At 46.4% G+C, this 18,653-nt stretch carries 15 protein-coding genes; 5 read left to right on the top strand and 10 right to left on the bottom strand.

Going from position 1 to position 18,653, the window contains the following annotated elements:
• Positions 1-20 precede the first annotated feature (20 nt).
• From phoU to ACXACM_RS08405, 4 genes are read right to left on the bottom strand one after another with little or no spacing between them, the layout of a single operon-like run.
• Entirely contained in the window at positions 21-740 is a 720-nt protein-coding gene (gene phoU / locus ACXACM_RS08420) for a phosphate signaling complex protein PhoU (protein ID WP_474821055.1), read from the bottom strand.
• An 11-nt stretch (positions 741-751) separates the two neighbouring features.
• A complete protein-coding gene (gene pstB / locus ACXACM_RS08415; protein ID WP_474821053.1) occupies positions 752-1,558 on the bottom strand; it encodes a phosphate ABC transporter ATP-binding protein PstB in 807 nt (268 codons plus the stop codon).
• Positions 1,559-1,566: 8 nt separating this feature from the next.
• Positions 1,567-3,141, bottom strand: coding sequence for a phosphate ABC transporter permease PstA (gene pstA, locus ACXACM_RS08410; protein WP_474821052.1), 1,575 nt, complete (start codon positions 3,139-3,141; stop codon positions 1,567-1,569).
• Positions 3,134-5,302: an ABC transporter permease subunit gene (locus tag ACXACM_RS08405; protein WP_474821051.1), complete on the bottom strand. Its 2,169-nt coding sequence runs from the start codon at positions 5,300-5,302 to the stop codon at positions 3,134-3,136. The genes pstA and ACXACM_RS08405 overlap by 8 nt, the downstream gene beginning before the upstream one ends.
• Positions 5,303-5,464: 162 nt before the next feature.
• On the opposite strand from ACXACM_RS08405, the gene ACXACM_RS08400 reads away from it, so the two are divergent.
• The 3 genes from ACXACM_RS08400 (at position 5,465) to ppx (ending at position 9,656) form a co-directional block, all read left to right on the top strand.
• A complete protein-coding gene (locus ACXACM_RS08400) occupies positions 5,465-5,977 on the top strand; it encodes a glycine cleavage system transcriptional repressor (RefSeq protein ID WP_474821049.1) in 513 nt (170 codons plus the stop codon).
• Between the two features lie 70 nt (positions 5,978-6,047).
• A complete protein-coding gene (gene ppk1, locus ACXACM_RS08395) occupies positions 6,048-8,117 on the top strand; it encodes a polyphosphate kinase 1 (protein ID WP_474821047.1) in 2,070 nt (689 codons plus the stop codon).
• A 9-nt stretch (positions 8,118-8,126) separates the two neighbouring features.
• Complete coding sequence (ppx, locus tag ACXACM_RS08390; protein ID WP_474821046.1) at positions 8,127-9,656, top strand: exopolyphosphatase; 1,530 nt, start codon at positions 8,127-8,129, stop codon at positions 9,654-9,656.
• Between the two features lie 91 nt (positions 9,657-9,747).
• On the opposite strand, the gene ACXACM_RS08385 is transcribed toward ppx, so the two are convergent.
• From ACXACM_RS08385 to tkt, 4 genes are all read right to left on the bottom strand, one after another.
• Complete coding sequence (locus ACXACM_RS08385) at positions 9,748-10,647, bottom strand: fructose bisphosphate aldolase (RefSeq protein WP_474821044.1); 900 nt, start codon at positions 10,645-10,647, stop codon at positions 9,748-9,750.
• 118 nt (positions 10,648-10,765) lie between these two features.
• The gene (locus tag ACXACM_RS08380; RefSeq protein ID WP_474821043.1) at positions 10,766-11,944 is read right to left on the bottom strand and encodes a phosphoglycerate kinase; all 1,179 of its coding nucleotides are present in this window, start codon (positions 11,942-11,944) and stop codon (positions 10,766-10,768) included.
• A gap of 28 nt (positions 11,945-11,972) precedes the next feature.
• Positions 11,973-12,986, bottom strand: a complete 1,014-nt coding sequence (gene epd / locus ACXACM_RS08375; RefSeq protein ID WP_474821041.1) for an erythrose-4-phosphate dehydrogenase — start codon at positions 12,984-12,986, stop codon at positions 11,973-11,975.
• A gap of 22 nt (positions 12,987-13,008) precedes the next feature.
• Positions 13,009-15,003: a transketolase gene (tkt, locus tag ACXACM_RS08370; protein ID WP_474821040.1), complete on the bottom strand. Its 1,995-nt coding sequence runs from the start codon at positions 15,001-15,003 to the stop codon at positions 13,009-13,011.
• A 339-nt stretch (positions 15,004-15,342) separates the two neighbouring features.
• Here tkt and metK point away from each other — a divergent pair, with 339 nt between their 5' ends.
• A complete protein-coding gene (metK, locus tag ACXACM_RS08365; RefSeq protein WP_474821039.1) occupies positions 15,343-16,488 on the top strand; it encodes a methionine adenosyltransferase in 1,146 nt (381 codons plus the stop codon).
• A 247-nt stretch (positions 16,489-16,735) separates the two neighbouring features.
• Positions 16,736-17,233: a hypothetical protein gene (locus tag ACXACM_RS08360; protein WP_474821037.1), complete on the top strand. Its 498-nt coding sequence runs from the start codon at positions 16,736-16,738 to the stop codon at positions 17,231-17,233.
• A gap of 41 nt (positions 17,234-17,274) precedes the next feature.
• On the opposite strand, the gene ACXACM_RS08355 is transcribed toward ACXACM_RS08360, so the two are convergent.
• Positions 17,275-17,967, bottom strand: a complete 693-nt coding sequence (locus ACXACM_RS08355) for an aspartate/glutamate racemase family protein (protein WP_474821036.1) — start codon at positions 17,965-17,967, stop codon at positions 17,275-17,277.
• A gap of 56 nt (positions 17,968-18,023) precedes the next feature.
• Positions 18,024-18,563 (bottom strand): hypothetical protein, encoded by a 540-nt coding sequence (locus ACXACM_RS08350; protein ID WP_474821035.1) that lies wholly within the window; start codon positions 18,561-18,563, stop codon positions 18,024-18,026.
• Positions 18,564-18,653: the final 90 nt, after the last annotated feature.

Genomic DNA, 18,653 nt, shown 5'->3' with positions numbered 1-18,653 from the left:
GTGACAATTACCAGCTTCTACTAAGACAGTTGATTTAACTTTTGCTGAATGTTTTCCAGCGGTGAATGGCGAACATCTGTCCCTCGGGCCAAATAAACCACGTATTCACAGACGTTTTTACAACGGTCACCTATTCGCTCCAATGAACGCATTGCCCACAATACCTCTAGCCAATCCTGCATGTCTTCAGTGGTTTTTTGCATTTCTGATGTGGTGTAGTTAAGCAGTTTCTTATATTCAGCATCTATGCGGTTGTCCTGATCATAAACCTCAAGTGCTGCATTCTCGTCTTGCCGCGCAAGAGCATCAAAAGTGCCTCGCATCATCTGAATAACCCGCTCACCAATTAGCAACATACTACTTTTAATGGTTTCAGAGGCGGGGAGCTTGTTTTTAGTCACCAACCTGGCTATGCGTTCTACTTCGTCGCCCATACGCTCAATGTCGGTGATGGCTTTTGACACCATCATGACAAGACGGAGGTCTGATGCTGTGGGATGCCGCTTTGCAATAATACGCAAGCATTCTTCGTCGATTTGCATTTCCATCGCATTGACTTTCAAATCGTTGAGAATGACCTTCTCAGCCAGGCCAGCGTTATTAGATTTAATCGCTTTTAGGGTATCGACAAGTTGTTGCTCTACTTCTCCCCCCATTGTCAGCACTGAGTTGCGAAGGTTTTCCAGTTCAGTATTAAACTTACCGGAGATATGGGTATTTAACGCTACTTGACGAGACATTATTACTTCTCCTATCCGTACCGGCCGGTAATGTAATCTTCGGTTTGTTTGTGCTCCGGCATGGTGAACAAAGTATCGCTGTCTGTGTATTCGACCAGCTTACCCTGATGCAGGAAAGCCGTATAGTCTGACACCCTGGCTGCTTGTTGCATATTATGAGTGACAATAACGATAGAACAGCGCTTTTTCAGCCCCGCCATGAGCTCTTCGATGAAAAGTGTCGTTAGTGGATCAAGGGCAGATGTCGGCTCATCAAGGAGCAAAATATCCGGTTTGAGCGCCAGCGCTCTTGCTATCACCAAACGTTGTTGTTGTCCACCGGATAAAACGTGTGCAGACTCAAATAGCCGGTCTTTTACTTCATCCCACAAGGCAGCCTCTTTTAATGCCTGCTCTACCGCATCGTCGAGGAAACGTCGTACCCGAATTCCCTGAAGCTTTAACCCGTAACTCACATTATCGTAAATGCTCATGGGAAAGGGGTTCGGCTTTTGAAACACCATGCCTACCTTCGCCCGCAACTGTGACAAGTTTTCCTTTCTACTATTGATGTCACGGCCACCAATAAACACTTTGCCTGAATACAAACAATCAGGAGCCAGTTCATTCATTCTGTTGAAACTACTGATAAGAGTAGATTTCCCACAACCACTTTGACCAATAAACGCGGTAATACGGTGCTTCGGAATTGATAAACTAATATTTTGCAAAACTTGTTTGTGGCCGAAACTCAAGTTGAGATTTTCAACCTTTATGGCTGTATCTTCTTCACGCAGGTTGTGAACGTCCAGGGTTTCATGTTCAAACAGTTTCAGCATAAACGTACTCAGTTAGTCAAATAGCGCTTTCGTAAACGCGCGCGCAATAATACCGCCAGTATATTTAACACCAACACCACCAACAGTAAAAGCAAACAGGTAGCAAACATCATAGATGCTCCCTTGGCGTCAGTTTGACTGTGAAATGCACCATCATAAATCAATACGCCCAAGTGCATAAACTGTCGTTCTAGATGCAAAAACGGAAATTCGCCGTCAAAAGGCAAATCAGGTGCAAACTTAACAGCACCAACGATCATTAACGGTGCTACTTCTCCCGCAGCTCTGGCTATGGCAAGAATAACGCCTGTCATAATTCCCGGAGAAGCAATAGGTAGAACAGTGTGAATGATGGTCTCTGCTTTAGTGGCACCCAGTGCATAACTGCCCGCCCGCAAACCAGTCGGAACCTGACGAAGACCCTCTTCAGTTGCCACAATAACAACCGGTAGTGTGAGCATTGCCATGGTCAATGATGCCCAAAACAAGCCAGGCGTGCCAAAGGTCGGTGCGGGAAGACTTTCAGAGAAGAACAGCGCGTCTATACTGCCGCCTAATGTGTAAACAAAAAAACCTAGGCCAAAAACGCCGTAGACGATAGACGGAACGCCTGCCATATTGGAAACACTCACTCGAATGACTCCGGTAAGTATTGTATCTGGTGCGTACTCACTGAGATAGACCGCGGCAAGCACGCCAAATGGCGTGACAATGATTGTCATTAAAAAGACCATGAGCACAGTACCAAACAGTGCGGGAAAAACACCGCCCGCCGTATTTGCCTGCTTAGGCGACTGGGAAAGAAATTGGCCTACTCTCTCTATTGTTACAGCTATTTTTCCGCCAACGTTGAGTTGACCCGGAAAAACAATATCCTGAATGCGCCCCAGTGCAATTGGCACCGCTGTACCATCGGCCATAGCTACATCAACCGTATAGCTGTCACGCTCTTCTTCAAGATCAATGATTCGACGCTGCCACTGATGAAATGCCTCATTAAGCTTTTCCCGCGCAGGTGCATCCTGATCCACCTTCAACTTATCGAGCTCTGCCAGCTTCTGATGGATTTCCGATAACCAGCGGTTTCGAATATCGGTAATACTGGCGTTAATCTCTTCTACTTTTTTGCGCATAATGTCGTAGGACTGCGCTGTATATGAAGCTGAACCCGGACCATTTAAAAACACCGGAACGCCCATGACAGACAGCCCGTCATTAAGTGTAATACTTGCTCCATTGGCAGATTCGATAACAGACAAGGTGTGTTTTTCATCAAGCAGAACCTGGGTGCCAAACGGATTATCCTCGTCGGAGTAACGCAGCCACCTGACCTTTTCGCCATCTTCTTCGAACTCACTGAATATTTGTGCATAAACCACTTTCGCTCGACCGTCGTTTTCTGACACTAATGCAATGGAATAGATGGGTTCAGGCCAAAAATATGCCACTCCTCGGTAGATCACTAGCGCCAGAATACTGCCTAGCACTAATAGCAAGAGGGTTGAGAAAAAGGCAGTGACGCTAATAACAAAAGACTGCCGTTGCGTTGGGTTAAGCAATGATGTCACTTTGTCACTAAGCATAGCGTGAACTCCGGCGCAAACGCTGGCGCAATAACTCAGCAAAGGTATTTACCAGAAAGGTAAAGCCGAACAGAATACAGGCAGTAAAGAACAACAGTTGAAAATGCGTACTGTTTACGTCAGCCTCTGGTAGTTCAATCGCCAGATTCGCTGTCAGTGCCCGCAGTCCTTCAAGTAGGCTCCAGTCTGCCACTGGTGTATTCCCGGTAACCATTAGTACGATCATTGTTTCACCAAACGCCCTGCCGAACCCCATCATTATCGCTGCTAAAATACCAGGCATCGCAATTTGAAAAACAATGTGATGTAACGTTTGCAAACGCGTAGCCCCTAACGCAAATGACGCATGTTTCAACTCTTTCGGCACACCATTGATCGCATCTTCTGCCAGTGAATAAATAGTAGGCGCAATGGCAACACCAAGGGCGAGGGCTACCACAATAGTCGTTTTGCCTATGGGACTTTTTGATTGTTCATTCAGAAGGTCGAAGCCGTTAATTTCAAGCAAAGCAAACAACCAGTCAGGTATCAAGTGCATGCTAAGATAACCAACAGCCAGCGCACTTACCGGAAGTATTATTAGCTCTGTCCCACGACGAAGACGACTCGGTAACCGGCTGCTTAATCGATGCTGAATAAAAGCTACACCCAGCAACACCACAGGTACAACAAATAAAAAGAATGCGAAAGCGAAAAGCACACGCTCAGCCATGGGTGCAAGCCAGATGGCTGCAACAAAACCAATGAGTACGGAGGGCAATGCTTCGAGCAATTCGATAGCAGGCTTTAACCAGTGGCGAATTCTGGTCTGACAGAAATACGCCGTGTATATAGCGGCGCCGAGGGCCACCGGAATCGCAATAACGAGGGCCAGCAGAGACGCTTTCAAACTTCCGATTAACAGCGGGACTAAACTGTATTTATTCTCCTGAAAGTCCGACCCACTGGTGGATTGCCATATTGTTGCAGGCTCACTGTAGCCTTCGTACAGATGGGAGCTAAACAGGGAAGACCAGGTGGTAATACCTGACAACCAGTTAACCTTATAAATTGCGATGTCTTGCTCTGCACTAAGATATAAATTTTGACCAAACCAAAAAGCCTGATCATATTGGCGAGCAACCGACTGCGTACGCACAACTTCACCTGTCACCCTATTTAGAAATAACACTTGCTTATCATCGTTGAGCATTACCAGGGCGTTAGTCGTAGCATGGTCTGATATTGCACTTAATGATGTTTTGTCAGGTTTAGTGAATGACCAGCTTGGCACGTAAGACATGTCGCCCCCCTGGTTGCGCAGCACCCACCTGGTAACAACATGATCATCAGTCTCAATAATCACCGAACGATCTTTTGCCAACCTGAACCAGTTTTTAATCGGCGTTTCCAGCAGTTTATCTGTATGCTTTCCGTTAACGGAGTATTGCTCTAACAAAGTACCATTGCTTATAAGCATGACGCCACTTCCCGCCAGAGCAAGCACGCGGTGACCTTGTGTGAACGTGTGGTCGAAAACCAGGGTTGGGTTTTCACGGTTCACCCAGCGAACGAAAGTAACGTCTGCGGTTTCTATTGTTGCCACTGCCCAGGTTTCGCTGAGCTCAACCTCCCAATTCACCCGGCTCTCCCACAGTTTTTTCGGCAATACAAAACTCACTGTGGGCGTTTGAATTGACTGAGTTCGCTGCCGGCCAGCAAGGTTGCGCTGAGGCAAAATAATGGCCTGCACTTCCATGATGCGTAACTGGCCTGCTGCAGATACATCAATAAGATACTGCTGCTCTTGTTCTGTAAGTACTTTAGTACTGTGCTCACAAGGGCGAAGGTAATCATGAAAAGGCTGCAAAGCCGACTCCTTGCCCAAGCTGAGCATTGTGATTCTACAAGCATCTGCCTGTACGATAAGAGGCTGGTTTTCTAACAAATCTCCACTTGCCAGAATCTGACTTTCAGACAATGCAGGCAATTCTTTTATGGAGATATTTGCTACAGTAGACAAAGATGGGCGCAAGGCCAAAGGAAGAGCCTGGGAAACCAGGTGTGTTATCAGCACTATTAAAGTTAAAAGCACCAAAGCACCAAAGAACGAAACGGTGATTTTCAGCTGCTTATCTTTGCGCTGCCTTTTGTTATTGAGTTTGTCCGCAGGTGACTTCATTATTATAAAAGCAACTTTTGCCTGATTTTTCAGATCTCAGATAGGGTTGAACACCAATCATGTGTTATTTTAACACTCGTAATCAAGTGAAACTTGACGGGATTTATCAAGCTTCTCTCGCACCACTTTAAGGTGCTAACCGTGACAATATCAGGAGTGCAAATGCAACCATTGATTATCACTATAATGGGTAAGGACAAACCGGGTCTGGTTGATGCCTTAGCCAAATGTGTTTACCGCCACGATGCCAACTGGCTCGGAAGCAGCTTTGCTCATATGGCTGGCCACTTCACCGGCTTTGTTGAAGTTCATGTTCCGTCGGAAAAGCACGATGAACTTGTCGTAGCATTAGACAGCTTGCCAGACTTAACTGTACAGTCTGTATCCATTGCCGCAAAAACTGAAACCCTTCACGATACACTCGCCGTGGAAGTAATGGGCAATGACAAGCCTGGCATCGTACAGGAACTTACTCATATTCTAAACCAGTTTAATCTCAACATTGTGTCTTTTGATTCCCGTTGTGAGAGCGCGCCAAACTGGGGTAGCCTGATGTTTAAAGCAAAAGCGGTTATCGCTGTGTCTGAAGATTTCGATGACAACGCATTGCAAACTGCCTTGGAAGGCATTGCTAACGACCTAGTGGTCGATATAAACACCAACCAGGAAAACTAAGCGTATTTTGTCACATTGATGTCACGGGGCCGTGACAAACTCTCTCATTTTGGAAAACGACTGTTACAGTATGGAACACAACGAACTGTATTATCCCAAAGAACTCAGCTGGCTGTCTTTTAATGAACGGGTGCTTCAGGAAGCCGCTGATAAAAACAACCCGGCAGTTGAACGCATCCGTTTTTTAGGTATTTATTCAAACAATCTGGATGAGTTTTATCGCGTTCGGGCAGCTGACGTAAAACGGCAAATTACTATTGCCCAGGAAAATGGTAGCGATGAAGAAGCCGAACAACTGATTTCGCTGATGGAGCAAATTCAGCGTAAAGTTGTGCAACTCTCGAATAAGTTCGATGAAATTCACAAAGACGTTCTCAAAGCATTAGCGCGCTACAACATTTTTATCCTTCGCAAAAACGATCTCGATGATTATCAACGCACGTGGGTAAGAAACTTATTCGTCAATAAAATTCTTCGCCACATTGCGCCCATTCTCATCGACAAGAAAACAGATTTACTCAGTCGTCTTAATGGCACAGCAGTTTATCTTTACGTCGCTTTGCGCAGAGAAGGCAGAAATACACGCTACGCTGCAGTGCAGGTGCCGACGTCTGAAACCTCACGGTTTATCGTTATCCCGCCAGAAAAGAGCAGAAAGAAAAAGCATATCGTGTTACTGGATGACGTCATTCAGTTATGTCTGGAAGACATTTTCAGAGGGTTTGTTAAATACGACTCCCTGGAAGCCTACTCGTTTAAGATGACCCGCGACTCCGAATACTCTATCAATGATGAAATTGATGAGAGCTACATGGATAAAATGTCTGAAAGCATGAAGCAGCGTCTCATTGCAGAACCGGTTAGGGTGATCCATGACAACGCCATGCCTGAAGATATGGTGCTTGATCTTCGCAAACGTTTAAAAGTATCGAAACTCGATACTATCCACGCAGCCGGGCATTATCGTAACTTCAAGGATTTCATTGGCTTTCCAAATGTGGGCAGGGAATATTTAGAGAACACCCGCTTACCGGCAATCGACAGCAAAATGTTTTCTGGCTACAACACAGTGTTTGAAGCCATCACGGCGCATGACATTCTATTGTATTACCCTTACCATCGATTCTTACATTTCACAGAGTTCGTTCGCCAGGCGGCCTTCGACCCTAACGTCAAAACCATTCGCATCAATATTTACCGCGTAGCCAGCCATTCCCGTATCATAAACTCCCTTATCGACGCCGTGGACAATGGAAAGAAGGTAACTGTTGTTGTAGAGCTCAGGGCTCGCTTTGACGAAGAGGCCAACATTGAATGGTCACGGCGCATGACAGATGCGGGAATTCGGGTTGTCCTGGGCGTACCCACACTTAAAATCCACAGTAAATTGTGTATTGTAACGCGGGAAGAACGGGGTTCTCTGGTGCACTATGCACACTTTGGTACCGGAAACTTCAACGAAAAGACAGCTAAGATTTACACCGACTTTAGCCTGTTCACACGTAATCAGGAGCTTGCTGAAGAAGGGGTTAGCGTGTTTGACCTCATTCAATATCCCTATCGACGTTACAAGTTCCAGCACCTGCAAATTTCACCGTTAAATAGCAGAACAAAAATACAGTCTCTGATACGGCAGGAAATTCAATACCTTAAAGAGGGACACAATGCCCAAATTACATTTAAAATCAACAATCTGGTAGACAAAGAATTAATTGATGATTTGTATAGAGCGAGTCAGGCTGGTGTCAAAATTCGGGGCATTGTCAGGGGAATGTGTTCACTGGTTCCAGGCCTTCCCGGTATAAGCGAAAACATCTCAATTATTTCTATTGTTGATCGTTTCCTCGAGCACCCCAGGGTGATGGTTTTTGAAGGGGGCGGACAACGCAAAGTATTTATTTCTTCGGCAGACTGGATGACCCGAAACATGGACAACCGCATCGAAGTGGGCTGTCCGGTATACGACAAGCGTTTACAACAACAAATTGTGGATGTCATGGAGCTTCAGTTTCGCGATACCTTAAAAGCACGGGTGATTGACAAGGAACAAACCAATCGGTACGTTCGTCGGGGAAACAGAAAGAAACTGCGTTCACAAATAGAAATATATGACTATTTAAAACGCATCGACGGTGAGTAACCCCATTAAATGAGCCCTACTGAAACTATCTTTGAAGCTGTTGAAAGCCGTGAAACTACCAAGGTTGCGGCTTTGGACATAGGGTCCAACAGCTTCCACCTTGTGGTCGCCCGCATTAACGCTGGTTCTGTGCAAATTCTGCATCGTTTAAAGCAAAAAGTCAGGTTGGCTGCAGGTCTGAATGACGACAATCTATTGTCTGATGAGGCCATCGAACGGGGCTTGAAAATGTTGGCGCTGGTAGCTGAAAGCCTGCGGGGTTTTGAGCCTGATTCAGTCAGAATTGTAGCTACTCACACGCTGCGAAAAGCGGTTAATGCCAGGGCGTTTATCAACGCTGCAAAAGAGATATTGCCTTACCCCATAGAAATTATTTCAGGGGTGGAAGAAGCACGGTTAATTTATCAGGGCGTTGCGCATACTAATCACAGCGATGGTCGTCGCTTGGTCACTGACATTGGCGGTGGTTCTACTGAGTTTGTAATTGGCGAGGGGTTTGAACCCCTTGTGTGCCGTTCTTTACAAATGGGCTGTGTCAGCTACACGAAGCGTTTCTTTTCATCTGGCGAACTTAAAAGTAAATCGTTTAACCGAGCGATTACTGCGGCAAAGCAAGAACTGGAGCTCATTGAAAACCGCTATAAGCGTTTGGGGTGGGTTCAATGTATCGGTACATCCGGCACAATAAAAACACTTTACAATCTTGCTCAACGGGATAAAACCAATGGCCATGAACAACCCGTAACGCTGAAAAGTCTCAAGCAATTAGTCAAAACCTTCGTTGATGCAGGACATGTAGATAACCTCACCATGGCTGAAATCAGCGAGGACAGACGTGGTGTCATCGCCGGTGGATTAGCCATTCTAATCGGTACCTTTGAAGCCCTTGGTATTGATGAACTCGTGTATTCTGCTGCTGCACTTCGCGAAGGTGTGCTTTACCAAATGGAAGATGAGTTAAAACACTCTGATATCAGAGAGCGCACTGCAAAGAGCCTGGCGACGCGTTACGATGTCGATACCATTCAGGCTAATATGGTATTGAACACAAGCTTGCACCTGTTCGATCAAGTGTCAGATACCTGGAAGTTCAAAAACAAGGATTACCGCGCCATGCTGGCTTGGGCTGCGCTACTACATGAGGTTGGACTGCAAATAAACTCAAGAGGTGTACAGCGCCATTCGGCCTACATTCTGGCAAATGTCGATATGCCAGGGTTTACCCAGGAACAACAGGAATTGCTGTCGAGCTTGGTGCGGTTTCATCGCAAGAAGATTAAATTGCAGGAATTACCGGAACTACAACTTTTCGATTTTGCAGCAGTAAAACGCCTTATCGCCTTACTTCGTCTTGGCGCTTTACTCAATATCAAACGTCAGGAAGGTTTTCTACCTGACATCACCGTTGAGGCAGCAAAACAAAAACTGGTTTTGCAATTTCCGGAAGGCTGGCTTGAAAGTCGCCCAATTCTGTGGGCAGATTTACAACAAGAAATAACGTATTGTAAAGCGCTGGATTTAGAGTTGCAGATCGCGTAATTGGCGTTTTGCAATATTAGCAGACGCTATCTCTTACTGCTGAGAAATGACATAGAGCGGGCTGGAAGCAACGCCAGCCCGAATTAAATAGTTAAGATGCAGATGCCTGGTAAATAGAAGCTATTGCTTTATCTAGCGTGCTATCAAATTCTTCATCGCTCTGCTGTGCAGAAACGCCTTCCGTTAATGCTCTGGAAAACGATGCTATAACACCTTGGTTTTCTGCCAGTTTAGCGTTAGCGTCATCCCGGCAATACCCACCTGACAACGCAACCACTTTGATCACTTTCGGATGATCCACAAGGGCTTTATAAAAATTTGTTTCCGTGGGTAACGTAAGCTTCAACATTACTTCTTGTCCGTCGCCCAGTAAGTCAAGTTGAGTGAGGATCTCTTCTTTCAACATGGCCTCTGCCTCTGGTTTTTGCGGGCTGTTAATATCGACCTCAGGCTCAATAATTGGCACAAGTCCAGCAGCGATTATTTGTTTGCCAACTTCGAACTGCTGCTCAACCACGGCTTTAATACCCTGTTGGTTAGCTAGTTTAACGACTGAGCGCATTTTAGTGCCAAACACGTCTTGCGCTACGGCCTTGTCCAAAAGTCCATCCAACCCTGGAATGGGTTTCATCACTTGTACGCCGTCCTGCTCCTCAGCTAAGCCTTTATCGACTTTGAGGAAGGGCACAACCTGTTTTTTATCCCATAAATACTTTGCTGACGGCATGCCATCAATTTCACGATCCAGGGTATTTTCGAACAAAATTGCCCCCAAAACCCGATCGCCTTTGAAAACGTCACTTGTAACAATGCGGGTTCGCATGGCGTGAACCATATCAAACATTTCTTCGTCTGAGCTGTACTCAGTCGCATCCACACCATAAAGTTTCAGTGCTTTAGGTGTACTACCACCACTTTGATCCAAAGCAGCAATAAAGCCTTTTTGGGTTTTGATTTTTTCAAGCATAGCTTGCTGAGCTTGTGATGCCATGAGCAACACTCCTTTTTGGGACGCCACCTGACGGCAGCTGTAGGGTTTATAATTATGCCGGCGAACGTCACTGTTCGCCGAACAAGTTGAGTAACGAATTCGTTACACGAGCGCTGTTTTACTTATTATTTTTTTCTTCTAAAACAGCGACCGCTGGCAAAGTCTTGCCTTCCAGAAATTCCAGGAAAGCACCTCCACCTGTAGAAATATAGGATATCTTATCAGCGATTTGGTATTTATCCACTGCTGCCAGAGTATCACCTCCACCAGCAATAGAAAATGCATCGCTATCTGCAATTGCCTGCGCCAACGACTTAGTACCGGCAGCGAACTGATCGAATTCGAACACGCCTACCGGACCATTCCAAACGATTGTGCCTGCATTTTTAAGAATAGTCTCAAGGGCTGCGGAGGAATCGGGACCAATATCGAACACCATGTCCTCTTCTGCAATCTGATCAACAGGCTTTAATGTCGCAGGGGTACTTTCAGAGAATTCCGTCCCAACAACGACGTCAGTTGGTACGGGAATATCACCGCCACTTGCCTGAGCCTGGGCAATGAGCTCTTTTGCTTCATCTACCAGGTCCATTTCAACCAGTGATTTACCCACACTGTGCCCTTGAGCCGCAATGAAGGTATTTGCAATGCCACCGCCAACAATAAGCTGATCGACTTTTTCTGCCAGTGATTTTAATACAGTGAGCTTTGTTGATACCTTTGAACCACCCACAATTGCTACCATTGGGCGTTTGGGGTTGTCCAGAGCCTTACCAAGGGCATCAAGCTCAGCAGCTAGCAACGGACCAGCACACGCTTGTAATGCGAATTTCGCGACTCCGTGAGTTGAGGCCTGGGCCCTGTGAGCGGTTCCGAATGCATCCATCACGAAGATATCGCACAGTGCAGCATACTGCTTGGCCAGGGTTTCATCGTCGCTCTTTTCGCCTTTGTTAAAGCGAACGTTTTCCAAAATAAACAGCTCACCGGCTTTTGCATCCACACCACCGAGGTAATCTTTGACCAATGAAACCGGAACATCCAGAGCCGAGTTCAAATAGTCGACTACTGGCTGTAATGAATATACTTCGTCGTATTCACCTTCTGTAGGACGGCCTAGGTGTGACATAACCATTACTGCAGCGCCTGCGTCTAAGGCTGCCTTTATAGTAGGTATAGATGCCCGGATGCGGGCATCAGAGGTCACTTTACCGTCTTTCACCGGTACGTTGAGATCCTGGCGAATTAACACACGCTTACCGTCGAGCGCGAAATTCGTCATAGTAGGAATAGCCATGTTGTCCCTCTCTTAGTTCAAAGTTTAGTTAACACCCCGCTTGGACCATCGCCAGCGTGGTATCGATCATTCTGTTTGCAAAGCCCCACTCGTTGTCACACCAGACTAAGGTTTTCACGAGTTGGCCATGACTTACTCGGGTTTGAGTCCCATCAACAATACAGGAATGGGGGTCGTGATTAAAATCCACCGACACCAATGGCGCTTCTGAATATCCAAGAATACCGGACAAACGACCTTCCCTTGCCTTTTTAAGCGCATCGTTCACGTCATTGATGTTGACGTTTGTGTCAAGCGTCACACTCAAATCCATTGCCGTGACATTAATTGTAGGCACCCTGACGGCGATAGCTTCAAACTTACCGGCAAACTTAGGTAATATGCGCTCAATTCCTGCAGCCAAGCGGGTATCGACCGGGATGATAGATTGACTCGCGGCCCGTGCTCGTCTGAGATCTTTATTATAAGCGTCTATAACCTGCTGATCGTGCATGGAAGCATGAATAGTGGTAATGGTGCCACTAAGCACGCCAAAAGCATTATCTAGCGCTTGTATGACAGGAACAATACAATTGGTTGTGCAAGAACCGTTGGAAACGAGCTTGTGGGAAGGTTGTAAGGATTCTTCGTTGGTTCCGAAAATTATTGTGTTATCCAGATCGGTACTGCCGGGCTGTGAAAAGAGCACTTTTCCTGCGCCTGCACCAAGGTGCGACATTCCTGCCTCTCTGTCAGAAAAGACACCAGTACACTCAAGGACGACATCGACACCGAGGTCATGCCAGGGAAGTGAATGAATATCAGGTTCAGCCAACAGACGAATACTGTCGCCCGCAACCATTAATTGCTCACCCTGCAAGGCCACATCGAACCCGAAGCGACCATGGGAAGTATCGTATTTTAGTAGGTGGGCAATGCCTTCTGGTTCAGCTAAATCGTTTATCGCAACTACTTTAATCAGCTGATTGCGCCCTGTCTCATACAGGGCGCGTAGTACATTACGACCGATGCGGCCAAAACCATTTATGGCAACTCGGACCATAAAAACCGCCTTTGTTGACGTATTATTTCAAAGACAGCGCTGCTTCTACTACTGCATCTGTAGTGATACCGAAGTGTTTGAACAAGTCTGCAGCCGGACCGGATTCACCAAAGGTGTCCATGCCGACAATCGCGCCGCCGAAGCCTACGTATTTATACCAAGAATCCTTGGCTAAAGCTTCAACTGCAACACGTTTTGTTACCGCAGCAGGTAATACCGACTCTCGATACTCAGTAGATTGACGGTCAAACGCATCAGTACAAGGCATAGAAACAACCCGTGCTTTAACGCCTTTTTCAGCCAGTTGTTCACTAGCAGCCACTGCCAGTTGAACTTCAGAGCCGGTGGCGATCAGCAGCACGTCAGGGGTGCCATCCGTGTCTTTGAGAATATAGCCACCTTTTGCGATGTCACTAACTTGCTCATCGCTACGAGGTTGCTGGGGCAAACCCTGACGGGTAAAAATTAGCGTGGTAGGGCCATCGTTTCGCAAAATAGCTTCTTTCCAAGCTACCGCAGACTCAACCTGGTCACATGGTCGCCAGTTGTCAAGGTTGGGGGTTGCTCGCAAAGCTACCAATTGTTCTACCGGTTGATGTGTCGGTCCATCTTCTCCTAACCCGATAGAATCGTGAGTGTAGACAAATATGGCAGGTGCTTTCATCAGTGCAGCCATGCGCACTGCATTTCGCGCGTATTCCATAAACATCAGGAAAGTTGCGCCGTAAGCTTTAAAGCCGCCGTGAAGCACGATGCCGTTCATCATTGCTGACATACCAAATTCACGGACGCCGTAATAAATATAGTTGCCCGAAGCGTCCTTGGCGTCAACTCCTTTAGATCCAGACCAGATTGTCAGATTCGAACCGGCCAAATCGGCAGAACCGCCCAGTAGTTCTGGTAGTAATGGGCCATATGCATTCAACGCATTTTGCGACGCTTTTCGTGTTGCTGGAGCCTCAGGGTTTGCCTGCAACCCTGCGATGTAGGCATCGGCTTTTTCTACAAAATCAGCGGGTACTTCGTTATTGATTCGACGACTGAACTCTGCGGCCAATTCAGGGTAAGCTTTTTCATAGGCTGCGAAAGCATCATTCCAGGCGCTTTCTGCACCCTCGCCTTTTGCCTTGGCGTCCCATTCGGCATAAATATCTTGTGGCACTTCAAATGGTCCGTAAGTCCAGCCAAGTGCTTCACGGGTCGCTGCAATTTCGTCATCACCCAAAGGAGCGCCGTGACAGGATTCTGTGCCCTGCTTGTTTGGTGAGCCAAATCCGATGATGGTTTTACAACAAATCAGTGTTGGCTGACTATCATTAGCTTTGGCCGCTTCTACTGCGCTGCTGATTTGTGCAGGATCGTGTCCGTCAACACCGGCGATAACATGCCACCCATAGGATTCAAAGCGTTTTACCGTGTCATCCGTAAACCAGCCCTCTACTTCACCATCAATTGAAATACCGTTGTCATCATAAAACGCAACAAGCTTTCCAAGACCTAACGTTCCGGCTAAAGAACAGGCTTCATGAGAGATACCTTCCATCAAACACCCATCGCCCAAAAAGGCGTAGGTATAATGATCGACAATCTCATGTCCGTCTTTGTTAAATTGTGCAGCCAATACTTTTTCAGCCAGCGCCATACCCACAGCGTTACTTATTCCCTGTCCGAGAGGCCCTGTGGTCGTTTCTACGCCCGGGGCATAGCCGTATTCCGGGTGACCAGGAGTTTTTGAATGCAATTGACGAAATTGTTTTAGTTCGTCTAATGGCAGGTCGTACCCGCTCAGGTGAAGCAATGAATACAACAACATAGAGCCGTGACCATTTGACAAAACAAAGCGGTCGCGGTTTGCCCAGTTTGGATTCGCCGGGTTGTGAGACAGATGATCGCACCACAACACTTGTGCGATATCGGCCATCCCCATGGGTGCTCCCGGGTGTCCGGATTTAGCTTGTTGAACGGCATCCATACTCAGGGCACGGATAGCGTTGGCGAGTTCATGACGGGTAGGCATGCTAACTCCTTTAATAATTTATTTAAATTTCTCGATGACAACCCGGAGAATGCGCCACAATTTGATCGAATTTCCTGCTGCCTGCTTTTAAACTGGGTTTTTTCAAACTGCCGACTATTCTTACCTAAGCGTATAGGTAAGTTCAACGTGTTTTATTCCCTTCAACAGAATTCATAAAAGGGGTAAACGAATTCGTTACGCTTTTCGTAACATCGAACTATACTGTCAACAAAAGCTAACAAATAGACTTTTAGACGTCCAGAAGTAAAGATGCTTTTTTTACGTAGACGGGTTAAGATACTTTTTTAATTTGGTAATCCTAAAGAAAACGGAGGATTTATGGCCGCACACTTATTCACATCCGAGTCTGTTTCGGAAGGGCATCCAGACAAAATTGCCGATCAGATTTCTGATGCAGTGCTCGATGCCATACTTGAGCAAGACCCTAAAGCAAGGGTAGCTTGTGAGACATACGTAAAAACCGGCATGGTACTGGTTGGCGGTGAAATCACCACCACGGCATGGGTCGATATTGAAGAGCTGACCCGCCAGACCGTCAAAGAAATTGGCTACAATCACTCAGATGTGGGCTTTGATGCTGACTCTTGTGCAGTACTCAACGCCATCGGCAAGCAATCACCTGATATAAACCAAGGTGTCGACCGCGCTCGCCCAGAGGAGCAAGGCGCCGGCGATCAGGGTCTGATGTTTGGTTACGCCAGTGACGAAACTGACGTCTTGATGCCTGCCCCCATTACCTATTCTCACCGTTTGGTACAAAAACAGGCAGAAGTGCGTAAATCCGGGAAGTTGGATTTTCTTCGCCCTGATGCCAAAAGCCAGGTTACCTTTGTCTATGAAAACGACAAACCCGTCGGTATTGACGCTGTGGTTTTATCGACTCAACACAATGAAAGTGTGACAACTGAGCATCTGCGTGAAGCCGTGATGGAAGAAGTCATCAAGCCTGTCCTTCCAGCAGAATGGCTCACCAAAAACACACAGTTCCATATTAACCCGACCGGTCGCTTCGTTATTGGCGGACCAATGGGAGACTGTGGTTTGACTGGGCGCAAAATAATCGTGGACACTTACGGTGGAATGGCACGTCACGGTGGTGGTGCCTTCTCTGGAAAAGATCCTTCCAAAGTAGACCGTTCCGCGGCCTATGCAGGGCGTTATGTGGCTAAAAATATTGTGGCAGCCGGCCTTGCGAAACGCTGTGAGATCCAGGTTTCCTATGCCATAGGCGTCGCTGAGCCTACGTCGATTAGTATAGAAACATTTGGTACAGGTATTGTGGATGAAAAAACGCTCGTGGCATTAGTAAGAGAGCATTTCGATCTACGTCCTTACGGCCTTATCAAAATGCTTGATCTCGAGCGTCCAATTTACCGCCCTACAGCAGCATACGGGCACTTCGGACGAGAAGAGTTTCCATGGGAAGCGACAGATAAAGCAGCGGCTTTAAAAGCATCTGTGTAGCGCTACAGACGACATTAGGCTGGTATGGCGTGTTTCTTATCGCCACGCCGGCTGATGTCCACAATACTTTATCGTCACAGCTCTCTTGGCGTAAAAATATGCAAATTCACTTTACACATAGAAAAAATCCGTCATAGTTAATTGGCAGAGGTCTGAAAAGTCGTTTATTACGACAAATAACATCAAAAGACACCGTCATTACGTTATTTTCCTGACATCGAATGCATTAAAACCAAAGGGACACGCTATGAAAAGCGTCTGGCTAGCTTTCCTTATTGTTATCTCAATTGGCGATATTCACGCCAACGATTTAGTGTACACAAGCGAAAAGCTCGAAAAAACCACCTTTGTTGCATCCACCTATCAGTCTGAAATTTCATATCAAAGTAAAGATTTACCAGCCTGGCAATTTGGTGTGCGTTATGACCGTTCAGTGCCATACCATACTCAATGGTTAGACAGCATTAATAGTTATCACGTTATTGATTCGGTTAAACTTTCCGCAAGCCGAAGAATAATACAGCATTCAACTCAACGGATTTTTGCAGAAATACAAACCAGTAGTAATTATCAAAATGGACTAGTTGAATGGCAGACACTTCCTCAAAATGCCGGTAACGCAGCGAGCTTAGGTTGGCAGATTGGCGATAGTCGCTCTGTAAACATGGCCGTGAAGTACGAGTTCAGAGCATTGAGCGACGTCGACATAAACTCTCTTTCACTGGGGGTAAACTACTATTTTTAATCGCTCATGAATAAAGAACCAAATTTTGAAACCTAACACAATCAATCTGACAAGATAAAATCCACAATCGCCCGGCAATGAATCTCTGTCGTATCCAACACGGGAATACTTACATCGTCTGCCGTTATTAACATACCAATTTCAGTACACCCTAAAATAACCCCCTGAGCCCCATCGATGGCCAGTTGCTCAATAACCTGCTGAAATACAATTTTGGAATTTGGAAGGATTTGGCCCTGGCAAAGCTCGCGATAAATAATGTCGTGGACTGCTTGTCGCGCGTTAAGTGCTGGTGTGATCACTTCAATATTATTGTTGTTAAGGTACTCGCGGAAAAATGGCTGCTCCATAGTGAACCGTGTCCCGAGCAGCGCAACCTTCTTAACTTGCAGAGATTGACACTCAGCCGCTGTCGACTGAGCGATATGAAGGAGCGGAACAGAAACCGACGTGGCAACTTCCCGAGCAACTTTGTGCATAGTGTTGGTCGCAATAGCAATGGCAGCAACACCGGCGGCTTCCAATTGCTTTGCTGCAAAAACCAAACGCGATGCAATTTCGTTCCAGTCTTCATCGTGTTGCAACACACTGAGTGGTTGAAAATCTACGCTATTGATAATCACTGGCGCACTGTGCAAGCCTCCTAATCTCGCCCCCACCTTACGATTTAGTCTTTGATAGTACATTGCTGTAGACTCCCAGCTCATACCTCCAATAATACCAACCTGTTTCATATGTTCTCCATGTGAGGTGGCTAATCTGAAATGATAACGTGCTGAAGTTGCGTGTATTACCGCGCCAGAGCAGAGAAAGTAGATCCAGATGCCGCCGATATAACAAACGTTTGTTGAATTAATTCTGCATCCACGCTCGCTCTGTGACGAGCAACGCATTGCTGCGCCAGCACTCGCTTCTTAACCTCATGCCAGCATTGCATTTGCTTTTCCGATAAAATATATTCCAACGCCGACAATCGGAAAGACATAGCAATACCAGCCTCTGCGTAGAGCTTAATTAACCAGGGGTGATCCACAACCCAACCATCAGAGTACGCTGTTGAGTGTTGTAAAAAGTCATTAAGCTGCAAGCAAACCGCTCTGCCATCAACGCCAAATTCATCTAGCTGGCCTCGCGTAATGCCATGTAATTTTGCAGCGGTCTCATCCCAGTGATGCCAATTTGCATAGGGTTTTATTAGCTTGCAGAAACGTGCACCATCGGCGCGCTTGACGCCGATTTCAATTGGAAAGCTTCTGCTGCCAAAGCCACTGGCTTCAATATCCAGAATCGTGGGTGGCTGTTTGATAAGTATACTCCCTACTCTCATCATTACTACGTAAACTACGGAGGTCCGTCGAGAACTTCAAGGGTTAATTCCCTGTATTCTCGTCCTTTGTCTAATTGCACTTTTTCAGTGCTC

The sequence above is a fragment of the Alteromonas sp. AWQ4_252 genome (assembly GCF_056158205.1).
The sequence above is the reverse complement of the archived record's forward strand: the minus strand, read 5'-3'. Positions and strand labels throughout refer to the sequence as shown.